Genomic DNA, 18,533 nt, shown 5'->3' with positions numbered 1-18,533 from the left:
GCCGTGCGTAACCCCGGGCACGACCAAGAAGTCACTGACGATCATACGAACGGGTCGTCGGACGCCGGGGAAACCGGAAGAATACGGAAGAAAGCAGAGACCTCATGCGTCATCGCCGCGTCCTGACCTTCACGCTGCTCGCAGCCCTCGCCCTGTCCGTCACCGCGATCACCGCTCCGGCCTCGGCGGCACAGCGCACGGCGAACCCCGCCCCGCCGCTGCCGCCCGTCGAGTCGCTGATCACCGAAGGAGTCACCGTCGAAGGCCCGCTGGTCAACAGCGTCGCCCTTCCGCACGTCCTGTAGGCGCGCAGGGCCGGGGGCGGGAGCCCCGCTTTCGGCCCTCTACTCCGGGAGGCCGTTGCCGGAATCAGCGGCTTCGATGAGCTCGCGGGATTTCTTCACGTCGTCCGCGATGGCGACGAGCAGCTCGTCGATCGAGTCGAACTTCGCCTGCCCGCGCACGAAGGCGAGGAAGTCGACGGCCACGTGCAGGCCGTACAGGTCGAGTCCGATGCGGTCGATCGCGTACGCCTCGACCGTCCGCTCGGTCCCGTCGAACTGCGGGTTCGTGCCCACGGAGATCGCGGCGGGCATCGCCTCGCCCTGCGCGTCCAGCCACCCGGCGTAGACGCCGTCCGCGGGGATGGCGGTGTGCGGCAGCGTCTCCACGTTGGCGGTGGGGAAGCCCAGTTCGCGGCCGCGCTGCGCGCCCCGCACGACGACGCCCTCGACGCGGTGCGGGCGGCCGAGGATCTCCGCCGCGCCCGCCACATCGCCCTCGGCGACCAGACGCCGGGTGAGCGTGGAGGAGAAGGGCTCGCCACCGCCCGCGTCGCCGCTCACGAACAGGTCGATGACATCGACTTCGTAGTCGTACGTCGCGCCGAGCTCGGTCAGGAAGGCGACATTGCCCGCGGCCTTGTGGCCGAAGCGGAAGTTGGGGCCCTCGACGACCACGCGCGCGTGCAGCTTGTCGACGAGCACCTTGACGACGAAGTCGGCGGGCGACAGCTTCGAGAACTCCGTGGTGAACGGCAGGATGAGGACCGCGTCCACACCCAGCTCGGCCATGAGTTCGGCGCGCCGGTGGTGCGGGGCAAGCAGCGGCGGGTGGCTGCCCGGACGCACGACCTCGCTGGGGTGCGGGTCGAAGGTGACGACGACGGCGGGCACGCCGAGCTCACGCGCTCGTTCGACCGCACGGCCGATGATCAGCTGGTGCCCGCGGTGTACGCCGTCGTAGGAACCGATGGTGACGACGCTGCGCCCCCAGTCCTGGGGGATGTCCTCCAAGCCACGCCAGCGCTGCACTGTCTTTGCTCCTCGCCGAACCCGTGTACGTGTGTGTACGTCCCATTGCCCATTGCGCAGGTCTAAGACTGCCATGCCCGCGCGATCCGGATCGCATCGGATGGGGTGGCGGACCTCACGCCGGTACGCGCGCCCCGGCGACGTTCTCGATCATGCGGCGGGCGCTCGGGCCGACGAGGGCGGCCCACTCCTGCGGGGCGTCGCACATCCACCGGGCGACGGCCGCGGCGAAGCCGGGGACGGAACGGGCCAGCTCGACCAGGCGGCGGTCGAAGCAGGTCGCGCCGTCCGGGGTGCGGACGAGCAGCTCGCCCGTGCGGTGCACAAGAGCGCGGAGCCGGCTCTCGTCGCCGCCGGCCGCGACCGCGCACAGCACGGCGTCCAGGACTTCGGGCTCCCGCTCCCGGTCGAGCAGCACGTCGAGCAGTTCGCCGCGCAGGGCCCGCGATGCGTCGGTGCCGGGGGCAGCGACGGCGGCGGCGAGGGCGGCGCGCACGGCGGGCGGACGGCTGTTCAGGAGCCCCGCCACGAGCGGCAGCAGGACGGCGCGGACGCCCGGCCCCTGCTCAAGACGCCGATCAAGGTAGCCCGCCACGTGCCCCGCAAGATCCGGGCGCAGCTCCAGGACATCGCTTACGAGATCGGCCACCCGCCGCGCGAGCCCGGGCGCCGTCACGTCGGCCAGGCTGCGCAGGACGTCCCCGGGCGCGGGACCGGGACCGTACAACCGCTTCCGGAAGGCGGCGATGACGGGCTCGGGGTGGGTGTCGAAGGCGGCGACGAGCGCGCTCGCGGGCAGCTGCGGATCCCCGGCGGTGAAACGCCGCAGGGCGGGCGCCAGATGGCGGGTGCGGGTCTGCGGGTCGCGGATGAGGAGGGCGAGCGCGGCGCCGTGCAGGGTGTCGTCGTAGGGGCGGGCCAGCAGGGCGAATGCCGCGTACCGCAGGAGCTCGCGGTCGGCATCGGTGGTGGCGTGCGGGGCGGCGCGCAGGCCGTAGGCGACGGCGGCGACACGGCGGGCAGGCCGCTCGTCGTGGACCCAGCGGTCGACGGCCCGGCAGATGGCGGAGGGCTCCTCCTCGGCGAGCACCGCGAGGAGTTCGTCGGCGCGGGGGTGCGCGGAGTCGACGAGGGCTTCGGTGAGGTCGTCGATGGCGCGGTGCCGGTGGGTGTGGAGCAGGGCCTGGGCGGCGGAGGCGACGGTCGCCTGCGGGGTCGCCGCGAGCGGGCGTTCGTCGGTGAACCAGCGGGTCAGGTGGGGCTGCGCCTTGGCGGGGTTGCGCGCGAGGAGCTCGGCGACGGCGTCGAGGCAGCGGCTGCCCTGCGGGGGGCCGGGCGGGGGGTCGTGGATCACCGCGTCCCGCAGGAGGTCGAAGCGGTCGCCCTCCGGGAGGGGGAGGGCGAGCCAGAACTCGGCGTCGTACCTCCCCTGCCGGGCCAGCTCGGCGAGCAGGGCTCGGTAGGGCCCCGCGTCAGGCACCCTGGCTAGCGTCTCGCTCAGCAGGTGACTTGCCCACCACCCCGGTGCATCGGTGCCCGGCAGCGGGGGCTGTGCCCACCCTTCCCCAAGCTCTCGGCTTCGCTCGAGCAGGGGAGACCCCACTCGCCCTGCGGGACGATTGCCCACAGCCGAGGGCGAAGCTGCCACGGTTGTGGGCAGGCATGCACCAGGCAGTACAGAGCCCTCCCCGAACCGGGCCAACTCCCTTAGTCGAGGCTCCAGTTCGGCAGGGTCCAGCTGCAGCAGGGCCTGGATGACCGGGCCGATCCGGTGGCGGGGGACCGGCAAGGACGCCGCCCCAGCCCGCGGCGCAGCCGCCCCGTACCGATGGACCAACGACCACAACGCCCCGTCCACATCCAGATGCATCCCCTGGATCCAGTCCGCGACCTCCTCGTGTGCGAAGCGGTATCCGTCCCCCGCAGGGGTCAGCAACCCCTCCGTGAGGACCGCGGAGGCCCACCCCGTCCCCCACGGGAACACCTCCTCGAACGAGGCCCGGTCCAACTCCCCCTGCCCCGGCCCCAGACACCGCCGCGCCGCCTCGTGCACCTGCCCCGACACCTTCGCCGCGAGCCGCCGCACCGCCCCGCCCCGCAGCCCCTGCGGAGCAGCGAGCCGCACCGCGACCCGCAGGCACAGCAGGTCCAGATAGGCGGCGAAGATCTCCTCGCGCCCTGGCCGCCCCGGCGGCGGCGCGTCCGGCAGTGCGGCGCGCACCTCGGACAGGAGCCGCAGCGCCAGCGGATGGCGGGCGTCGGCGGCGGCCAGCGCGCCCTCCGGGATGCCGTACCGCGCCCGGGCGAGCCGCGCCTGCCGCTCGGGCAGATCCCCGAGGCACACACACTCCTGCAGCAGCTCGGCAGGAAAGTGCTCCCCCGCCTGCTCCCAGTACTCCGCGCGGCAGGCCACGACGAGCCGCGCCCCCGTGTCCCGCAGCCACTCGGCCGTACCGCCGCTCCACTCCGCGAGACGGTGCGCGAGCACCGGCGGCATCTCCTCGGGCCCGTCGAGCAGCAGCAGCAACGGCCGCCCCTGGTCCCGCACGAGCCGCGCGACCCGCCCCGCCGAGATGTCCCCGAGGCCGTCGCCCGCCCCGGCGAGGAGATCCTCCGAGGCCTCGACGATGCGCCCGGCCCGCTCCAGCGCCCGCTCCACCGCGTCGCCCACGCCCGTGTCCGCGCCCTGCAGGTCCGCACCGCGCAGCCACAGCGTGGGGGCCGGCTCGGCGCCCCGGGCCCGGCGCGCGGCGAGGGCCGCGAGTTCGGTGGTCCGGCCGGTGCCGGGGTCGCCGACCAGGCCGAGCACCTGTGCGGGGCCGTCGGTGAACTCCGCCAACTCCCCTGCCGTATCCGGGCGTTCGACCGGTTCGAGGACGGCGGCGCGCGGCCCGTCGGAGCCCAGCGACGTCGCCGTCAGATGCAGCGCGCCGGCCAGGTTGAGATCCCGGCCGTACGCCGGAACGGTCGCCGCGTTGCGCACGAGGAGATCGGCGAGCGGTCCCCCGGGTTCGCCGGCCGCCGCGTCCCGCAGCGGCACGGCGATCCCCGCCGAGGTGTGCTCGCCGTGCAGCGCGGTCCCCAGGACGGCGAGCACGGCTCCGGACGAGGCGTCGACGACCGGGCCGCCCGCCGCCCCGCCGCCGAGCCGCAGCGCGTCCGCGCCGTCGGTGCCGATGGCGAGCTCCAGCGCGGCGTCGACCAGATGGAAGCGGTCCGTGGCGGTGTAGGTCACCGTCGCCGCGCCGAGGATGCGTGCCTCGCGCCAGCCGCGCGCGGCGATCCGCACATAGCTGCCGACCGGAACGGCCTCGCGCACGGTGACGGGCAGCGGGCGCAGCCCGAGCCCCTCCGTGCGGACGAGGGCGAGATCGACCTCCGGCAGGTGCACCACGGCGTCGGCGGTCACCACGCACACGCGCTCCCCCGCGGCGTGCAGCACGAGCCGTGCGAGTCCGTCGACCGCTTCGTGGCTGGTGATCACCGTGCCCTGGTCGTCGGCGGCGAATCCGGTCCCGCGCGGCCGCCCCGCCAGGTCGCATATCCGCACCAGGGTCCTGTCGAGGGCCTCCGGGTCCATCTGTCCCGTCATGCCCGAACCTCCCTGCCACGCGCCCCGTCCTTCCGACGGTAGGTCGGCGGTGATCAGCGGGACAGAACGCGCGGCGAACGCGCCCCCTTCCGCCCCCTCGGTTCACTCCGAGCGCCTGCCTGATGGGGTGAATCGGCGAGGAGCGGTGGATACACCTTAGGGGTGGGGGGAAGCGTGGAGCGGCGGGCGACTGCCCGCCGCTCCACGATGAAGCTGCCAAGCCCGAGAGGGCCTCAGGCGAAGACGGCCAGGCTCTTGGCCTTGCCCTTCAGCTCCTCGGCCAGGACCAGGAACCGGCCCTCCGGATCGAACACGGCGACGGGGCCCACACCGGCGTACTCACCGGGCATCTCGATCCGCACGCCGTTGAGCAGCAGCTTCGACCGCTTCTCGTCGACGTCCCAGCGCGGGAACGCGGCAGCGGCCGCGTCCGCCACCGGCATCACCGTCAGCTCCTCCTGGAGCTGGTCGATGGTCTTCGCCGAGTCGAGCTTGTACGGCCCGACGCGGGTGCGCCGCAGCGCCGTCAGATGGCCGCCGACCCCGAGGCCCGCGCCGAGGTCGCGGGCCAGGGCACGGATGTACGTCCCGGACGAGCAGACCACCGACACGACCAGGTCGAGTACGGGGGTGCCGTCTTCGGCGACGGCGTCCCTGACGTCGTACACGGTGAACGAGGAGATCTTCACGGGCCTTGCCGGGATCTCGAAGTCCTCGCCCTTGCGGGCCCGCGCGTACGACCGCTTGCCGTCGATCTTGATGGCGCTGACCTTCGACGGCACCTGCATGATGTCGCCGGACAGCTTGGCGATCCCCGCGTCGATGGCGTCCCGCCTGATCCGCGAGGCGTCGGCGGACGAGGTGATCTCCCCCTCGGCGTCGTCCGTGACCGTGTTCTGGCCGAGCCGGATCGTGCCGAGGTACTCCTTCTCCGTCAGCGCGAGATGGCCCAGGAGCTTGGTGGCCCGCTCGACGCCGAGGACCAGGACACCCGTCGCCATCGGGTCGAGGGTGCCCGCGTGGCCGACGCGGCGGGTCTTGGCGATCCCGCGCATCTTGGCGACCACGTCATGCGAAGTGAAGCCGGACGGCTTGTCGACGATGACAAGGCCGTCCGGCGTCTTGTTGCTGGTGTTGCTCATGAAGAGGCGTCGCCGTCCTCGTCGTCCTCGGGCTTGCGGTACGGGTCCGCGTCGCCGGCGAACTCGGCGCCCGCGGACACCTCGCGCACCTTCTCGTCCGAGAGCCGGGCCTTGTCGAGGAGGTCCTCGATGGCCTTGGCGTTGTCCGGCAGTGCGTCCGCCACGAAGGCGAGGCTCGGGGTGAACTTCACGCCCGCCGCCGCGCCGACCGCCGAACGGAGGACGCCCTTGGCGCTCTCCAGGCCCGCCGCGGCCGCCGCGCGGTCCTCGTCGTCTCCGTAGACCGTGTAGAAGACGGTCGCCTCCCGCAGGTCACCCGTGACCCGGGTGTCCGTGATGGTCACATGCGTACCGAGCCGCGGGTCCTTGATCCCGCGCTGCAGCTTCTGGGCAACCACCTCTCGGATGAGGTCCGCCAGCCTTTTCGCGCGCGCGTTGTCGGCCACTGCTCCGTCTCCTTCTTCGCCTTGCTGTGCAATCAGTCTTCGTCGCTGTGGAGCCTGCGTCGAACGGAGAGCAGCTCCACCTCCGGACGGGCGGCGACCAGGCGCTCGCACCGGTCCAGTACGTCGGTGAGGTGCCCCGTCTCCCCGGAGACGATCGCCAGGCCGATCTCGGCCCTGCGATGGAGGTCCTGGTTCCCGGTCTCCGCCGCACTCACCGCGTACTTGCGCTGGAGTTCGGCGACGATCGGGCGGACGACGGAGCGCTTCTCCTTCAGCGAGCGAACGTCGCCGAGGAGCAGATCGAAGGACAGTGTCCCCACATACATGAATGTCCGGATGTCCCGCCGGTTCGGGTTCGTGCCCCGCCAACCGCTTGGCAGGGACACAGGAACCGTACACGGAACGGCCGGGGCCGATCGACGGGATTTACCTCCCCTCGACCGGCCCCGGTTCGAGCTGCGTCGATCAGCCGCGAGGCTTCTCGCGCATCTCGTACGTCGCGATGACGTCGTCGATCTTGATGTCGTTGAAGTTGCCGAGGTTGATACCGCCCTCGAACCCTTCGCGGATCTCGGTGACGTCGTCCTTGAAGCGGCGCAGACCGGAGATGTTGAGGCTCTCCGCGATGACCTTGCCGTCGCGGATGAGGCGCGCCTTGGTGTTGCGCTTGACCTCGCCCGACCGGACAAGAACACCGGCGATGTTGCCCAGCTTGGACGAGCGGAAGACCTCGCGGATCTCCGCCGTGCCGAGCTCGACCTCTTCGTACTCCGGCTTGAGCATGCCCTTGAGGGCCGCTTCGATCTCTTCGATCGCCTGGTAGATGACCGAGTAGTACCGGACGTCCACGCCTTCGCGCTCGGCCATCTGCGCGGCACGACCGGCCGCACGGACGTTGAAGCCGATCACGATCGCGTCGGAGCCGGTCGCCAGGTCGATGTCCGACTCGGTGACCGCACCCACGCCGCGGTGCAGGACGCGGATGTCGACCTCTTCGCCGACGTCGAGCTGGAGCAGCGAGGACTCGAGAGCCTCCACCGAACCGGACGCGTCGCCCTTGATGATGAGGTTGAGTTCCTGCACCAGACCGGCCTTGAGGGCCTCGTCCAGGTTCTCCAGGGAGAACCGCACACCCTTGCGGGCGAAGCGGACGTTGCGCTCACGGGCGGCACGCTTCTCGGCGATCTGACGGGCCGTACGGTCCTCGTCGACGACCAGGAAGTTGTCGCCGGCACCCGGGACGTTGGTGAGACCGAGGACGAGGACCGGGGTCGAGGGACCCGCCTCTTCCACGTTCTCGCCCTTGTCGTCGAGCATCGCGCGGACTCGGCCGTACGCGTCGCCGACCACCATGGTGTCGCCGACCCGCAGGGTGCCTCGCTGGACGAGGACGGTCGCGACGGCGCCGCGGCCCTTGTCCAGGTGGGACTCGATCGCAATACCCTGCGCGTCCTGCTCCGGGTTGGCCCGCAGGTCGAGCGAGGCGTCCGCGGTCAGGACCACGGCCTCCAGCAGGCTCTCAATGTTGAGGCCCTGCTTGGCGGAGATGTCGACGAACATCGTGTCGCCGCCGTACTCCTCGGCCACCAGACCGAACTCGGTGAGCTGACCGCGCACCTTGGTCGGGTCGGCACCCTCGACGTCGATCTTGTTGACCGCGACCACGATCGGCACGTCGGCCGCCTTGGCGTGGTTCAGCGCCTCGATCGTCTGCGGCATCACACCGTCGTTGGCCGCGACCACGAGGATCGCGATGTCGGTGGACTTCGCACCACGGGCACGCATGGCGGTGAACGCCTCGTGACCGGGGGTGTCGATGAAGGTGATCCTGCGGTCCTCGCCGTTGACCTCGGCGCCGACCTGGTACGCACCGATGTGCTGCGTAATACCGCCGGCCTCGCCCGCAATGACGTTCGTCTTGCGGATCGCGTCCAGAAGTCGGGTCTTACCGTGGTCGACGTGACCCATGACGGTCACGACCGGCGGACGCGCGACGAGGAACTCCTCGCCACCCTCGTCCTCGCCGAACTCGATGTCGAAGGACTCGAGCAGCTCGCGGTCCTCCTCCTCCGGGCTGACGATCTCCAGGACGAAGTTCATCTCGTCCGCGAGGAGCTTCAGCGTCTCGTCCGGGACGGACTGCGTGGCAGTGACCATCTCGCCGAGGTTCATCATCACGCCGACGAGCGACGCCGGGTTGGCGTTGATCTTCTCGGCGAAGTCGGTCAGCGAGGCACCACGGGACAGGCGGACCGCCTGGCCGTTGCCGCGCGGCAGCATGACGCCGCCGACCGACGGAGCCTGCATCGACTCGTACTCCTGGCGCCTCTGCCGCTTCGACTTGCGACCGCGACGCGCGGGACCGCCGGGACGACCGAAGGCACCCTGCGTGCCACCACGGCCACCCGGACCACCGGGACGGCCACCGAAGCCGGGACGGCCACCGCCGCCACCGGGACGACCGGCGAAGCCACCGCCGCCACCGCCGCCGCCGGGACCACCGGGACGACCGGCGAAGCCACCGCCGCCGCCACCACCGGGACGACCGGCGAAGCCGCCGCCGCCACCGGGACGACCGCCGCCGCCACCGCCGGGACGACCGCCACCGCCGGGACCACGGCCACCGCCGGGGCCACCACCGGGACGCGGACCCGCAGCGGGACGCTGCGGCATCATGCCGGGGTTCGGACGGTTACCACCGGCGCCGGGCGCACCGCCGCCGGGGCGCGGAGCGCCACCCTGCGGGCGGGGCATGCCGCCGGGGCTGGGGCGAGCGCCGCCCTGACCCTGCGGACGGGGAGCACCCTGGCCGCCCTGGCCCTGCGGACGCGGGGCGCCGCCGGGACCACCGGGGCCACCCTGGCCGCCGGGGCGCGGGGCGCCGCCCGGACGGGGCGCCTGCGGGCGCGCCATGCCGGTGGAGCCACCAGAGGTGAAGGGGTTGTTGCCGGGGCGCGGTCCTGCCGGACGGCCACCGGGGCGCGGGGCGCCACCCTGGCCGCCGGGACGCGGAGCGCCACCCTGACGGTCGCCGCGGTCGCCACGACCGCCCTGACCCTGACCGCCCTGGCCGGGGGCCGGACGGCCACCGGGCTTCGGGGCACCCGGGCGGGCGCCCGGACGGGGACCGGCCGGCGCCGAGGAGGCGGCCGGGGCAGCGGGAGCGGCCGGCGGAGCGGTGAACTCCGGGGCGGCCGGCGCTGCCGGGGTGACCGGGGTGACCGGAGCCGCGGGGGCTGCCGGAGCCGGCTTGGGCGTCGGCGGCTTGGGGCCGGGACGCGGGCCGGGAGCCGCAGGCGATGCGGCGGGCTTCTCGGCCGCGGCGGCGGGCTTGGGCGCCGGCGGCTTGGGCGCGGCCGGACCCGGACGGGCGGCCTGCGCGGGGGACGGTGCCGACGGCGTCGCCGGCTTGGGGGCGGCCTGCTTGCGCGGCGCTCCCGGCTTGGCGGCGGCGGGCTTGCCGTTGCCACCCTGCTGCAATGCGTCAGTCAATTTGCGTACTACGGGCGCCTCGATCGTCGAGGACGCCGAACGTACGAATTCACCGAGTTCTTGGAGCTTGGCCATGACGACCTTGCTCTCTACGCCGAACTCCTTGGCGAGCTCGTATACCCGGACCTTAGCCACTTCGCTCCTTTTAGGTCCGGGTTACGCCGGACCGTCGCTACTTCATGGGCGTACTCATCGCGTGCTCATCGAGTGCTCATCGCAATCTCGACCTACTTCCAACTCGCGGAATACCAGGGCCGCGCGGGGTTCCGCGCGACCTTCCTTACGGTGTTGCCTGCTGGGCAACTGACTCGACGACTCGGCGCAACTCCGCCGTGTCGAGCGGACCCGGTCCTCGAAAGGCCCTCGGGAACGCCCGGCGGCGGACCGCCAGGTCGAGACAGACCGGGACGGGGTGTACATAGGCACCCCGGCCGGGCAGCGTACCGCTTGGATCAGGGACGCAGGCGCCCCTTTTCGCCACGATGCGCAGCAGATCGCTCTTGGCCGCTCGCTCCCGGCACCCCACACAGGTGCGTTCAGGGCATGCGCGGGCTTGCGTCCGGCCAGACACGATTAAGTCTACCTCCCCGTACCGACCTCACCCCTTTGGGGCAAAAATCGAACGGTTGTTGTCTTGATCAGATCTCGGTGGGCGCTCGGTCAGGAGTCGGCCGAGTCCTGGGGCTGCTCGGTGTCCGGGCGGATGTCGATCCGCCAGCCGGTGAGCCGCGCGGCGAGGCGGGCGTTCTGGCCCTCCTTGCCGATCGCGAGCGACAGCTGGTAGTCGGGCACCGTCACCCGCGCGGAACGGGCCGCGAGGTCGACGATCTCCACCTTGCTGACCCGCGCCGGGGACAGCGCGTGGGCGACCATCTCGCCGGGGTCGTCCGACCAGTCGACGATGTCGATCTTCTCGCCGTTCAGCTCGGCCATGACGTTGCGCACGCGCTGGCCCATCGGGCCGATGCAGGCGCCCTTGGCGTTGAGCCCGGAGCGGGTGGACCGGACCGCGATCTTCGTGCGGTGGCCGGCCTCGCGGGCGATGGCCGAGATCTCGACGGAACCGTCGGCGATCTCCGGCACCTCGAGCGCGAAGAGCTTCTTGACGAGGCTCGGGTGCGTACGGGACAGCGTCACGGAGGGGCCGCGGACACCCTTGGCCACCCGGACGACGTACGAACGAAGGCGCATCCCGTGCGGGTACTCCTCGCCGGGCACCTGCTCCTGCACCGGCAGGATGGCTTCCAGCTTGCCGATGTCGACCAGGACGTTCTTCGGGTCGCGGCCCTGCTGGACGACGCCCGTGACGATGTCGCCCTCGCGTCCGGCGTACTCACCGAGCGTCGCGTCGTCCTCGGCGTCGCGCAGCCGCTGCAGGATGACCTGCTTGGCGGTCGTCGCGGCGATACGGCCGAAGTCGGACGGGGTGTCGTCGAACTCCTTGGGCTCCTGGCCCTCTTCGAGGTCCGCCGGGTCCTCCGTCGCCCACACCGTCACATGGCCGCTGTCGCGGTCCAGCTTCACGCGGGCGCGACGGAAGCTGCCGTCGGTGCGGTGGTAGGCGATGAGGAGGGCCGACTCGATCGCCTCGACCAGCAGGTCGAAGGAGATCTCCTTCTCCCGGACCAGACCCCGCAGGGCACTCATGTCGATGTCCACGGCTACGCCTCCTCTTCCTTCTTGTCCTTGCGGTTGAACTCGACCTCGACGCGCGCCTTGGCGATCGCGTCGAAGGTGAGCCTGCGGGCGGTGGGCTTGCGCCCCTTCACGCCCGGTACTTCCAGATCCACGCCCTCGTCGTCCACCTCGAGGATGCGGGCGATCAGCTCGCCGCCCTCCGTCAGCTGGAACTTCACCAGGCGGCCGACGGCACGCAGATAGTGGCGGTGCTCCGTCAGCGGGCGCTCGGCGCCCGGGGAGCCGACTTCGAGGGTGTACTCCCCCTCGCCCATCGCGTCGCTCTCGTCGAGCTTCTCGGAGAGTTCGCGGCTGACATCGGCGATCTGATCCAGGTCCACGCCGTCGTCGGAGTCGATGACGACACGCAGCACCCGCTTGCGTCCGACCGAGGCCACTTCGATCTCTTCGAGATCCAGTTCCTTCGAGCTGACGAGCGGTTCCAGCAGTTCTCGCAGCCTCTCGCTCTGGGTGGTGCTCATCCGGGTGACTCCTCGGCCGCGTGTGCTGTTGTGGGATCGTCGCGTGTCAGGTCAAAGGGTATCCGGTCCCGAAGGGTGTTGCCGCCCGCCGGTGGCCGCCGTCGGCCCGTCGTCGTCCGGCCGTCGCCCGGTTGTCGCACCGTCGTCCGACCGGCGCCGAGCCGCTCGCGAGTACGAAGCCGGGCCGAAGGTACGGTGATCACCAGGTTGACGGCGGCATCGAACTCCCCGGCCCCGTCACCCGCCCCGCCTCTGCCCGCTTCCGCCGCTTTCGCCACTCCCCCTCCCGCCCCTTCACCTTCCCCTGCTGACTGCCCGCCTTGCTGGCCTTCCTTCCGAGGACGTCTGCTGTGCCGTCGTATCCCATCCCCTCGCGCCACCGTTCAGGGCCGCGCCGGAGGAGTCTGCTGACCGGGGCCGCCGGAGCGGCCGGAGCCGTGCTGCTCTCGGGCTGCTCGGACTCCACCTCCACGGAGGACGCGGACGAGCGTCCTTCCGCCGCCGGGCGGCTGCGCGCGCGTGGCGCCCGGGACAGCGGTGAGCTTCTGGGGCGGTACGACGCCGTCCTCGCCGCCCATCCCGCGCTGGCCGCACGGCTCGATCCGCTGCGGGCGGAGGTGAAGCGGCACCAGGCGGCGTTCGCCGAGGGGCAGACCGCTCCACCGTCCCCGTCGGCTTCGACGCCTTCCGCGCCCGCTCCCTCCCCGTCCGTGCCCGGGGACGAGAAGGCCGCCGTACGCGATCTGGCGAAGGCCGAGCGGGAGTTGGCGGGGCAGCGGGCGAGCGCCCTGCTCGACGCGCCCGCCGAGCTCGCCAGGCTCCTCGCGTCGGTGGCGGCGGCCGGCGCGGCACATGCGTATCTGCTGACGGAGGACGCCAAGTGAGCGATTCCAAGGACGAGTTGAAAGCGGTGCAGGCCGCTCTCGGTGCCGAGCACGCCGCCGTGTACGGCTACGGGGTCGTCGGCGGCCGGATCGGCGAGGACCGCAGGGGGGAGGCGCGCACGGCGTACGACGCGCATCGCGCACGCCGCGACGAGCTGCAGCGCGCCGTACGCGATCTGGGCGGCGAGCCCGAGCCGTCGGCGGCCGCCTACAAGCTGCCGTTCGCGGTGCCGGACTCGGCGGCCGCCGTGCGGCTGGCAACGGAGCTGGAGGAGCGCGTCGCGGGGGTCTACTCCGATCTCGTACGCGCCTCCACCGGCGCCCGGCGTGGCAGCGCCGCCGAGGCGCTGCGGGAGGCGGCGGTCCGTGCGGCGCGCTGGCGGGGCGGGAGCGTAACCTTCCCTGGTCTCGCCGAGCGGTCCGCCACGTCCGGCTCTTCGGCACCTCAGGCATGACCCGCTCGTCGCCCGCTCATGACCCGCTCAGGAAGGAAACAACTCGCGCATGGCTTTCGAACCGCCGCAGCGTCTGATCACCGCACTCGGTGAGACGGCGCAGGACGGCGACGACTGGCTGGAGAAGCTGCCCCAGGCGGTGGAACAGGCCGTCGCGCTACGCGAGTTGACCGTCGAGCGGGTCCATGTGCCCGGCGGGCGCAGCAGCCTCGTCGTCCTGGTGCGGCTCGCGGACGGCACGCCCGCCGTCCTGAAGCTGGTGCCGCCGCGGTCGCGGCCGCAGAGCGAGCGGGTGGCCCTTGCGCACTGGGCCGGGCTCGGTGCCGTACGGCTCCTGGACCCGTCCGCCACGGACGGCGCGCTGCTCCTCGAACGGCTGCACCGCGACGTGTCGGTACGTTCGCTGCCCGAGGCCAAGGCGCTCCTCGAAGCGGCGGGCACGCTGCGCCGCCTGTGGGTGGATCCGCCGCCGGACCACCGCTGCGAGACGGTCGCCGAGCGGACCGGGCGGCAGGCCGATGCGATGCGGGCATCGGCGTCCGCCGACAGGGAGGTCGCGCCGCTGGTGGACGCGGCGCTGGCCGCGCGGGAGGAGCTGCTTGCCGGGGCGCCGGATGTGCGGTTGCTGCACGGCACCTTCCGGCAGAGCAAGGTGCTTCAGGGTGACCGGGTGCCGTGGCTGGCGGTGGGGCCCGACCCGGTCGTCGGTGAGCCCGCCTTCGACCTGGCACGTCTCGTACGCGACCGCGTCGAGGACCTGATCGCGTCCCCCTCCGGGGCCTCGATCACCCGTCGCCGGGTGAAGAAGCTGGCGGAGTCCCTGGACGTCGACCAGGAGCGGCTGCGGGGCTGGACGCTGTTCCGCGCCGTGGAGTCGGGCGTACGGGCACGCCGCGTCGGCCGCGAACAGGACGCGGAGCTGCTGCTGGAGTTCGCCGGCTGGCTCTGACAGGTGGGGCGCGGAGCCTGCGGACCGTATGTGGCTGGTCGCTCCCCCAAGTTCTCGACTTCGCTCGAACAGGGGGGACCCCCTTCGCGGCGGAGCCGCATGTGTCACAGACCCGCGCCCCTTCGGGCCGCTAGGCCGTGAGGCGCGCGATCGCCTCGGCCACCGTCAGTTCCTCGCGCTCCCCCGTCCGGCGGTCCTTCAGCTCCACGACGCCCTCGGCGGAGCGGCGGCCCGCGACGAGGATGGTCGGGACGCCGATCAGCTCCGCGTCGGTGAACTTCACGCCCGGCGAGACGCCCGCCCGATCGTCGACCAGGACACGGACGCCCGCGGCGTTCAGCTGCTCGGAGACGTCGAGCGCGAGCTCCGTCTGGAGCGCCTTGCCCGCGGCCACCACGTGGACGTCGGCGGGGGCGATCTCCTTGGGCCAGCACAGACCCTTGTCGTCCGCGGTCTGCTCGGCGAGCGCCGCCACAGCGCGCGAGACACCGATGCCGTACGAGCCCATCGTCACGCGCACCGGCTTGCCCTGCTGGCCGAGCACGTCCAGCTGGAAGGCGTCGGCGAACTTGCGGCCCAGCTGGAAGATGTGGCCGATCTCGATGGCGCGGTCCAGCTTCAGGCCGGTGCCGCACTTGGGGCAGGGGTCGCCCTCCTGGACGACCACGACGTCCAGGTAGTCGTCGACCTCGAAGTCACGGCCGGCGACGACGTTCTTCGCATGCGTGTTGATCTTGTTCGCGCCGGTGATCCAGGCCGTGCCCGCCGCCACCCGCGGGTCGGCGATGTAGCGGACCTTCTCCAGGCCCTGAGGGCCGACGTATCCGCGTACGAGATCGTCGCGGCCCACGAAGTCCTCGGCCGTCACGAGCTCCACGACGGCGGGCGCGAGGTGCTCGCCGAGCTTGTCCAGGTCGACCTCGCGGTCGCCGGGGACGCCCACGGCGACAATCTCGCCGTCGACCTTGACCAGGAGGTTCTTCAGGGTCGCGGACGCGGGCACGCCGAGGTGCGCGGCGAGCGTCTCGATCGTCGGGGTGTCGGGGGTGTCCAGGTCCTCGACGGGCCCGTGCGCCGACGCGTCGACGGCCTCCGTCGCGACGAAGGACACGGCCTCCGTGTTGGCCGCGTAGTCGCACGCGGGGCAGTCCACGAACGTGTCCTCACCGGCCGGCGCCGGCGCCAGGAACTCCTCGGAGGCCGAGCCGCCCATCGCGCCGGAGACGGCGGAGACGATGCGGTGGTCGAGGCCGAGGCGCTCGAAGATCTTGATGTACGCGGCGCGGTGCAGGGCGTACGACTCGGCGAGGCCCTCGTCCGTGGTGTCGAAGGAGTACGAGTCCTTCATCTGGAACTCGCGGCCGCGCAGCACACCGGCGCGGGGGCGGGCCTCGTCGCGGTACTTGGTCTGGATCTGGTAGAGGATCACCGGCAGGTCCTTGTAGGACGAGCACTGGTCCTTGACGATCTGGGTGAAGATCTCCTCGTGCGTGGGGCCGAGGAGGTAGTCCGCGCCCTTGCGGTCCTTCAGGCGGAAGAGCAGGTCGCCGTACTCGTCGTAGCGGCCCGTCGCGTCGTACGACTCCTTGGGAAGGAGCGCCGGCAGGAGGACTTCCTGGGCGCCGATGGCGTCCATCTCCTCGCGCACGACGTGGGTGATGTTCTCCAGGACCTTCTTGCCGAGGGGCAGCCAGGACCAGATGCCGGCGGCGGTGCGGCGGACGTATCCGGCCCGGACGAGCAGCTTGTGGTTGAGCGTCTCGGCGTCCGCCGGGTCGTCGCGCAGTGTCTTGATCATCAATCGGGACATGCGCTGGACCTGGGCCATGGTGAACTCCTGCGTGGAAAGAATGATGTGCAGGAGGTTAGCCGGGGGCCGGGCGCGTGCGGAAATCGGTTAGGCGCCGGGCCGCCTGAGCGGCAGGGGCGCACCCATCACCGCGTATGGCTTCGGGGCGCTGGGGAACAGGACGTTGCGGGCCAGGTCCGTGTAGCCAAGGGAGCGGTAGAGGCCGCGCGCCGGGCTCTCGATGTCGATCGCGGAGAGGATCGAGCGGGGCTGCGCGGCGCTGTCGGTGATGGTGGTGATGAGCGTGCGGCCGACGCCGCGGTTCTGGTGGCCCGGCTGCACATGGAGCTCGGTGATCACGAAGGAGTCGTCGAGCCAGCCGTCCAGGTCCCGGGCCCGCAGATACGGCTCGACGACCGTGGACCACCAGTGGGAGCGGTCGTTGGGCATGCCGTAGACGAAGCCGATGAGCCGGCCCTCGGGCGTACGGGCGCCGAGTGCGCGGGCGCCGGGGTAGGTGATGTGCCGCAGCACGATCTGCCGCCGCACGGCCACTTCGTCGTCGCTGAGCCCGAACGCGTGGGCCTGCACGCGCAGCGCGTCGTCCACGTGCGTGGCGAGGTCCAGGGGCCCGATCACGACGTCGTCGTCAGTCATGCGCCGAACTTTAACTCGCGGACGCGGCCATGCGAGAGGCGCTAGAACAGGACGCTCATGAACGCCCCGACCTCCTGGAACCCCACGCGCCGGTACGCCGCCCTTGCCGCGGTGTTGAAGTCGTTGACGTAGAGGCTGACGACCGGGGCCACGTCCGCGAGGGCGTAGGCCAGGACGGCGGCCATGCCGGGGGCGGCCAGGCCCTTGCCGCGGTACTCGGGGGCGACCCAGACGCCCTGCACCTGGCAGGCGTGCGCCGTGGCGGCGCCGATCTCGGCCTTGAAGACGACCTTGCCGTCGCCGTCGAGGCGGGCGAACGAGCGCCCCGCGCCGACCAGTTCGGCGACCCTCGCCTGGTAGAGCAGGCCGCCGTCGCCGGCGAGCGGCGAGATGCCGACCTCCTCGGTGAACATCGCCACGCACGCCGGCATGATCGTCTCCATCTCGTCCTTGCGTACGCGACGGACGTACGGGTCGGGCGTGATGTTCTGCGGGAGCCGGTCGGTGACCATCAGCGGCTGCTGGGCGCGGACCTCGCGGGCGGGGCCCCAGGACGGTTCGAGCAGGCGCCACAGCTGGGCCGTGGGCTCGGCGGGGCCGACGATGGAGGAGCAGCGGCGGCCGGCCCTGCGGGCGCGGTCGGCGAAGGCGCGTACGGCGCGGGGGGTGGCGCAGATGGGGACGAGGTTGGCGCCCGCGTAGCAGAGCGACTCAAGGATTCCGTCCTCGTACCAGCCCCACATCTCGCCGCCGAGACGCCACGGGTCGAGGCCCGCGACGCGGACCCGCGAGGTCACGAAGGCGTTGGCCACCGGCTCGCGGTCGAGCACGGCGAGCGCGGCGTCCAGGTCGCTCGGTTCGAGGACCCGGGAGGTGGTCTGAGTCAACACGTGCGGGGGCCTCACGGGGGCGGGCTGCTGATCTCCGCACTGTACCTGGCGGGGGCGCCTTGTGCCGGGGCGTCCGCTTGGCCCCCACCGGGGCTGGCTCGTCCTCGCTCCTCACCCCGGGGCGGAGGTGGCTTCTTCGCGCCCTGTTGCCCGGGGCAGGGGTGGCTACTTCGCGCCCTGTTGCCCGGGACGGGGGTGGCTACTTCGGCGCCCGTGGCCCAGCGCGGGGGTGGCCTCTTCACCGCCCGTGGCCCAGCGCGGGGGTGGCCTCTTCACCGCTCCGCGGCGGGTTTCCCACCCGCCCGCCCGATTGCCCGGCGTTGGCCGGTGCGGTGGGTGGGGCTGTCGTCGTTCGGCCGCGGATGGCTCCCTCGCCGCTCCGCGGCGGGCTTTCCCGCCCACCCGCCCGATTGCCCGGCGGGGTGGGTGGGGCAGATCCAGGGTGATCGGGCGGGTGGGTGGGACAGATCCGGCGCGGAGCGGCGGGACAGGACGGAGACGGCCCGCAGACGACAGGACGTCAGGCGCAGCCGCCCCCGCATGCCAGGCCCAGCACCCCGACCCCGTCCGCCCCGCATGCCGGTCCGGAAGAAGCCAGCACCCCCGAACCCCGGGGTGACCGGGCGGGTGGGCGGGACAAGACGGAGACGGCCCGCAGACGGCACGACGGCAGGTGCAGCCGCCCTCGCGGGGGCGAATGCGCGTGGGGCCCCGCCACCCCCCGGTGGCAAGACCCCACGTAACGGGACAAGTGCGCAGCCGCCC

16 protein-coding genes are annotated in these 18,533 nt (G+C 72.3%); 4 read left to right on the top strand and 12 right to left on the bottom strand.

The window, feature by feature from the left end; genetic code table 11:
• Window positions 1-104 precede the first annotated feature (104 nt).
• Window positions 105-305 (top strand): hypothetical protein, encoded by a 201-nt coding sequence (locus tag OG453_RS27520; RefSeq protein ID WP_266871199.1) that lies wholly within the window; start codon window positions 105-107, stop codon window positions 303-305.
• Between the two features lie 39 nt (window positions 306-344).
• On the opposite strand, the gene OG453_RS27515 is transcribed toward OG453_RS27520, so the two are convergent.
• From OG453_RS27515 to rimP, 9 genes are all read right to left on the bottom strand, one after another.
• Window positions 345-1,313, bottom strand: coding sequence for a bifunctional riboflavin kinase/FAD synthetase (locus tag OG453_RS27515; RefSeq protein ID WP_266871198.1), 969 nt, complete (start codon window positions 1,311-1,313; stop codon window positions 345-347).
• Between the two features lie 115 nt (window positions 1,314-1,428).
• Window positions 1,429-4,905, bottom strand: coding sequence for a trypsin-like peptidase domain-containing protein (locus OG453_RS27510; RefSeq protein ID WP_266871197.1), 3,477 nt, complete (start codon window positions 4,903-4,905; stop codon window positions 1,429-1,431).
• 233 nt (window positions 4,906-5,138) lie between these two features.
• Window positions 5,139-6,047: a tRNA pseudouridine(55) synthase TruB gene (gene truB / locus OG453_RS27505; protein ID WP_266871195.1), complete on the bottom strand. Its 909-nt coding sequence runs from the start codon at window positions 6,045-6,047 to the stop codon at window positions 5,139-5,141.
• A complete protein-coding gene (rbfA, locus tag OG453_RS27500) occupies window positions 6,044-6,493 on the bottom strand; it encodes a 30S ribosome-binding factor RbfA (RefSeq protein ID WP_266871194.1) in 450 nt (149 codons plus the stop codon). Before rbfA ends, truB begins: the two co-directional genes overlap by 4 nt.
• A gap of 32 nt (window positions 6,494-6,525) precedes the next feature.
• Complete coding sequence (locus tag OG453_RS27495) at window positions 6,526-6,819, bottom strand: DUF503 domain-containing protein (protein WP_135330982.1); 294 nt, start codon at window positions 6,817-6,819, stop codon at window positions 6,526-6,528.
• Between the two features lie 139 nt (window positions 6,820-6,958).
• The gene (infB, locus tag OG453_RS27490; protein ID WP_266871193.1) at window positions 6,959-10,120 is read right to left on the bottom strand and encodes a translation initiation factor IF-2; all 3,162 of its coding nucleotides are present in this window, start codon (window positions 10,118-10,120) and stop codon (window positions 6,959-6,961) included.
• Between the two features lie 145 nt (window positions 10,121-10,265).
• A complete protein-coding gene (locus tag OG453_RS27485) occupies window positions 10,266-10,556 on the bottom strand; it encodes a YlxR family protein (protein ID WP_266871192.1) in 291 nt (96 codons plus the stop codon).
• Between the two features lie 89 nt (window positions 10,557-10,645).
• Window positions 10,646-11,644, bottom strand: a complete 999-nt coding sequence (gene nusA / locus OG453_RS27480) for a transcription termination factor NusA (RefSeq protein ID WP_135330985.1) — start codon at window positions 11,642-11,644, stop codon at window positions 10,646-10,648.
• 2 nt (window positions 11,645-11,646) lie between these two features.
• Window positions 11,647-12,144 (bottom strand): ribosome maturation factor RimP, encoded by a 498-nt coding sequence (gene rimP / locus OG453_RS27475; protein WP_266871191.1) that lies wholly within the window; start codon window positions 12,142-12,144, stop codon window positions 11,647-11,649.
• 350 nt (window positions 12,145-12,494) lie between these two features.
• Between rimP and OG453_RS27470 the strand changes: the two genes are divergently transcribed.
• Genes OG453_RS27470 through OG453_RS27460 form a run of 3 tightly spaced genes read left to right on the top strand, consistent with a single transcriptional unit; the run spans window position 12,495 to window position 14,432 of the window.
• Window positions 12,495-13,028, top strand: coding sequence for a hypothetical protein (locus OG453_RS27470; protein ID WP_266871190.1), 534 nt, complete (start codon window positions 12,495-12,497; stop codon window positions 13,026-13,028).
• Complete coding sequence (locus OG453_RS27465; protein ID WP_266871189.1) at window positions 13,025-13,483, top strand: ferritin-like domain-containing protein; 459 nt, start codon at window positions 13,025-13,027, stop codon at window positions 13,481-13,483. The genes OG453_RS27470 and OG453_RS27465 overlap by 4 nt, the downstream gene beginning before the upstream one ends.
• 49 nt (window positions 13,484-13,532) lie before the next feature.
• Window positions 13,533-14,432, top strand: coding sequence for an aminoglycoside phosphotransferase family protein (locus tag OG453_RS27460; protein WP_266871188.1), 900 nt, complete (start codon window positions 13,533-13,535; stop codon window positions 14,430-14,432).
• Between the two features lie 130 nt (window positions 14,433-14,562).
• On the opposite strand, the gene OG453_RS27455 is transcribed toward OG453_RS27460, so the two are convergent.
• The 3 genes from OG453_RS27455 to OG453_RS27445 all read right to left on the bottom strand — a co-directional run bounded on the left by OG453_RS27455 (window position 14,563) and on the right by OG453_RS27445 (window position 17,768).
• On the bottom strand, window positions 14,563-16,260 hold the full coding sequence (locus OG453_RS27455; protein WP_266871187.1) for a proline--tRNA ligase: 1,698 nt from the start codon (window positions 16,258-16,260) through the stop codon (window positions 14,563-14,565).
• A 69-nt stretch (window positions 16,261-16,329) separates the two neighbouring features.
• On the bottom strand, window positions 16,330-16,878 hold the full coding sequence (locus OG453_RS27450) for a GNAT family N-acetyltransferase (RefSeq protein WP_266871186.1): 549 nt from the start codon (window positions 16,876-16,878) through the stop codon (window positions 16,330-16,332).
• A gap of 41 nt (window positions 16,879-16,919) precedes the next feature.
• Window positions 16,920-17,768: a GNAT family N-acetyltransferase gene (locus tag OG453_RS27445; protein ID WP_266871185.1), complete on the bottom strand. Its 849-nt coding sequence runs from the start codon at window positions 17,766-17,768 to the stop codon at window positions 16,920-16,922.
• Window positions 17,769-18,533 lie beyond the last annotated feature (765 nt).

Source organism: Streptomyces sp. NBC_01381 (genome assembly GCF_026340305.1).
Classification (GTDB): domain Bacteria; phylum Actinomycetota; class Actinomycetes; order Streptomycetales; family Streptomycetaceae; genus Streptomyces.
The sequence above is the reverse complement of the archived record's forward strand: the minus strand, read 5'-3'. Positions and strand labels throughout refer to the sequence as shown.

Bases quoted from the DNA above. Each gene is read 5' to 3' on its own strand.
- OG453_RS27520 (WP_266871199.1), top strand. From the start codon at position 105: ATGCGTCATCGCCGCGTCCTGACCTTCACGCTGCTCGCAGCCCTCGCC.
- OG453_RS27510 (WP_266871197.1), bottom strand. From the start codon at position 4,905: ATGACGGGACAGATGGACCCGGAGGCCCTCGACAGGACCCTGGTGCGG.
- truB (WP_266871195.1), bottom strand. From the start codon at position 6,047: ATGAGCAACACCAGCAACAAGACGCCGGACGGCCTTGTCATCGTCGAC.
- OG453_RS27495 (WP_135330982.1), bottom strand. From the start codon at position 6,819: ATGTATGTGGGGACACTGTCCTTCGATCTGCTCCTCGGCGACGTTCGC.
- rimP (WP_266871191.1), bottom strand. From the start codon at position 12,144: ATGAGCACCACCCAGAGCGAGAGGCTGCGAGAACTGCTGGAACCGCTC.
- OG453_RS27460 (WP_266871188.1), top strand. From the start codon at position 13,533: ATGGCTTTCGAACCGCCGCAGCGTCTGATCACCGCACTCGGTGAGACG.
- OG453_RS27455 (WP_266871187.1), bottom strand. From the start codon at position 16,260: ATGGCCCAGGTCCAGCGCATGTCCCGATTGATGATCAAGACACTGCGC.
- OG453_RS27450 (WP_266871186.1), bottom strand. From the start codon at position 16,878: ATGACTGACGACGACGTCGTGATCGGGCCCCTGGACCTCGCCACGCAC.